Below are 3,700 nucleotides of genomic sequence, written 5' to 3'. Positions count from 1 at the left end.
CCTCCAACGCTCCCGCCCACGCCGCATGGTCCCAGTAGTACTCGTGGTTCCCCGTCACGAAGTACGTCCCGTGCCCGGAGCGCAGCTCCCGCAGCGCCGCCACCGAGGGCCCCAATGACGCGACCTTGCCATCCACCAGGTCTCCCGTGATGGCCACCAGGTCCGGGCGCAATGCATTGCACCGCGCCACCAGCTCATCCATGAACTTGCGCTGGATGACCGGCCCCACGTGGATGTCGCTCAAGTGCACGATGCTGAAGCCATCCATCGCCTTGGGCAGCCCCGGCAACCGCACCGCCACTTCATTCACCACCGGCGGATGGAACGCGCTCCACATCCCGTAGCTCGTCAGGCTCCCCGACGCGAGCAGCGCGCCTCCCGCCGTGGCTCGCGCCAGGAATCGCCGCCGCTCCACGTTCACTTCCGGCGCCTCGCGCGCACTTCCACCGGACAGGCTCACGTCGCCAGGGCCATCGGCGACCTCCGTCATCGCCACGGAGGCGCCCGCGCCCGCCAGCGACGTGACGAGGCCCACGTCATCGGCCCGCGCCACGGCGGCCCGTCGTCCCCACCGCCGCGACAGCGCCCTCGCGCCGCCAATGCCCCACAGCGCGAACAACAGGTATATCGCCGCGCCCATCCACATCCACACCGCCGTGGCCACGGCGAAGGTCGCGTCCAACGGCAGGAAGCGCGTCACGGACCAGGACAGCACCAGCAGCGTGCCCAGCACCGTCATCACCCCCATGCCCACCCGCCGCCACCAGCGGTCCTCCGACGTGTCCGCGAACAGGCGCCGATACAGGTAGATGTGGACCCCCACGGTGATGAGGCTCGTGAGGACCGCGAAGATGATGAAGCGCGCTGGTGAGTCCATGGGCTCCCAATCCTCTCCTGGCTTCGACGCACCGCAACGCATTCCTCGTGAAGAAACGTGAATCACCCAGCGACTGTGTTCCGCCTGCCTGCCCGTGGAGGAAGCTCCTGGGACGGGTGTGACTCCGTTGCCCTGGGCGGGGTCTTCCCGACGCGCCGTCCTCCTCCTGGCAAGCGTGCCCGCGCACGACGCTTCTCATCCGCCAAGGACACGAGGTATGGACGGCCGCTTCTCGCGCTGGAGGCGAAGTGATGCGGATGGACAACCTGAAGGCGGGCCCGTGTTTCCCGCTGGTATTGGTGCTGAGCGTTCTGCTCGCCGCGGGGTGCGATGACCTCTCTGCGCCCGTCGCGGCGCGAATCCCGTCGGAGTCGGGAGCCACGCGCTCCCAGGCCCTCGCGGTGGCGTCCGCCCCCAAGGTCGCCGCGGGTGCACAGCACTCGCTCTACGTCACACCCCTGGGCACCGTGTGGGCCTGGGGTGGCAATGCCTCGGGTCAGCTCGGCTCCGGAGCGATGTCCTTCCAGCGCGTCCTCGCTCAACAAGTTCCGGGCCTGAAGGACATCACCGGCGTGGCGGCCGGGGACTCCCACTCGCTCGCGGTGCGCTCGGACCGGACGGTGTGGACGTGGGGCAGCAACTCCTCCGGCCAGCTCGGTGACGGCACCACCACGGACCGGGCCACGCCGCGCCAGGTGGCCGGGCTCACCGAGGTGGTGAGCGTGGCGGCCGGCGAGTTCCACTCGCTCGCGCTGCGCTCCGACGGCACCGTGTGGGCCTGGGGCAGCAACTTCTATGGCCAGCTCGGCCGGGGCAACACCCAGCCAGGGCCCACGCCGGTCCAGGTCACGGGCCTCACGAACGTGGTGGCCCTGGGCGCGGGCTTCGACTTCTCCCTGGCCGTGCGCGCGGATGGCACCGTGTGGGCCTGGGGCGCCAACAGCTACGGCCAGTTGGGCGACGGCACCTTCACCCAGCGGCTGGCGCCGACGCAGGTGATTGAAATCAAGAACGTCACCGCCGTGGCCGCGGGCCTCTACCACTCGCTCGCGCTGCGCTCCGACGGCACCGTGTGGGCCTGGGGCAGCAATGCCTCCAGCCAGCTCGGCGATGGGACCTGGTCCGACCGGCCCTCACCGGTGCAGGTCGCGGGCCTCTCGCGCGTGAAGGCCCTGGCCGCGCAGGACGCCGGCTCGCTGGTGTTGATTGACGACGGCACGGTGTTCACCTGGGGCCGCAACACCAACGGACAGCTCGGCGACGGCACCACCACCGACAGCCCCTTCCCCGTGCTGGTGCGCGGGCTGGGCTCGGTGGCGGCGGTGGCCGCGGGGACGCAGCACGCGGTGGCGCTGCGCGCGGATGGGACGCTGTGGTCCTGGGGCAATGGCACCTCCGGCCAGCTCGGCCATGGCAGCTCCGAGCGCCTGCTCTCTCCAGAGGTGGTGACGCGCCTGTCCGGCGTCACGGCGGTGGCCTCGGGCAGCTTCCACTCGCTGGCCTCGCTGTCGGATGGCTCGGTGTGGAGCTGGGGGCGCAACTACTACGGGCAACTGGGTGACGGAACCGCCGCCGAGCGTCACGCGCCGGTGCGGGTGCTCGGCCTGGGTGACGTGCGCGCCGTCAGCGCGTCCGGACATCACTCGCTCGCGCTGCGCTCGGACGGCACCGTGTGGGGTTGGGGCCGCAATGCCAACGGGCAGCTCGGCGACGGCTCCACGCGAGACCGCATCACGCCGGTGCAGGTGGTGGGCCTGAGTGGCGTGACGTCGCTGGCCGCGGGCGGCAGCCACGTGGTGGCGCTGCGGAGCGATGGCACGGTGTGGACGTGGGGCTACAACGGCGTGGGCCAACTGGGTGACGGCTCCACGAAGGACCGCCTCACGCCGGTGCAGGTGAAGGCGCTCCCGAGGGCGGTGGCCGTGGCGGCGGGGACCTACTTCTCGCTCGCGTTGCTCACCGACGGCACGGTGAGGGCGTGGGGCGATGGCTTCGAGGGACAGCTGGGCGATGGCGGCGGCGTCCAGCGCGAGACGCCGGTGCAGGTGCTGGGGCTTGTGGGCGTGCGGAGCGTGAGCGCGGGTGCGGCGCATGCGCTGGCCGTGCTCGAGAACGGCACCGTGTGGGCGTGGGGCGACAACGCGGAGGGGCAGCTCGGCGATGGCTCGTGGGCGGACCGGTTCCGTCCCGTGCAGGTGCCCGGACTCACGGGCGTGCGCTCCGTGGCGGGCGGGCTGTACCACTCCATGGCGCTGGGTCTGGATGGAACGCTGCGCGCGTGGGGCTCCAATACGTATGGCCAGCTTGGGGATGGAGGCGTCACCTCGCGCGTGGTGCCCGGCGTGGTGCCCGGGGCCTCCGGCGTCACGCTGCTCGGTGGCAGCTACCTTCATGTGCTGGCGGTGCGTCAGGACCGCACGGTGCTGGCGTGGGGCTACAACCGCTTCGGACAGCTGGGCCTGGGGGCCGTGGGTTGGAGCGCGGTGCCGGTGCAGGTGCGCGGTCTGGGGCAGGGACGCAGGCTGGTTGCGGGGACGTCGCACTCGATGCTCGTGCGTGGTGATGGCACCGTGCTCGCGTGGGGGCAGAACGCCTCGGGGCAGCTCGGCGATGGCACCACCACCTACCGCGCGTCGCCCGTGCCAGCGCAGGGCCTGCCGTGTGCCCGCTCCATCGCGACGGGAGGGCAGCACTCGCTGGTCCTCTCCTGCGACGGCACGGTGTGGACGTGGGGCGCGAATGCGCGCGGGCAGCTCGGTGATGGCACCGTCAAGCCACGCCTGACGCCCATGATGCTGGAGGGGCTGTGGGGCGTGGTGGCCG

At 71.5% G+C, this 3,700-nt stretch carries 1 protein-coding gene and 1 pseudogene; one reads left to right on the top strand and one right to left on the bottom strand.

Annotated elements, in window-relative coordinates; translation table 11 throughout:
• Positions 1 to 877: metallophosphoesterase (locus HUW62_RS46170; RefSeq protein WP_176438077.1), on the bottom strand; the 877-nt coding region annotated here is incomplete at its 3' end.
• Between the two features lie 251 nt (positions 878 to 1,128).
• On the opposite strand from HUW62_RS46170, the pseudogene HUW62_RS46165 reads away from it, so the two are divergent.
• Positions 1,129 to 3,700, top strand: a pseudogene (locus HUW62_RS46165) (chromosome condensation regulator RCC1); the annotation flags it as partial.

Source organism: Myxococcus sp. AM011 (assembly GCF_013372595.1).
GTDB lineage: Bacteria > Myxococcota > Myxococcia > Myxococcales > Myxococcaceae > Myxococcus > Myxococcus eversor.
Note: the sequence above shows the minus strand (reverse complement) of the source record. Positions and strands in the feature narration are given on the sequence as shown.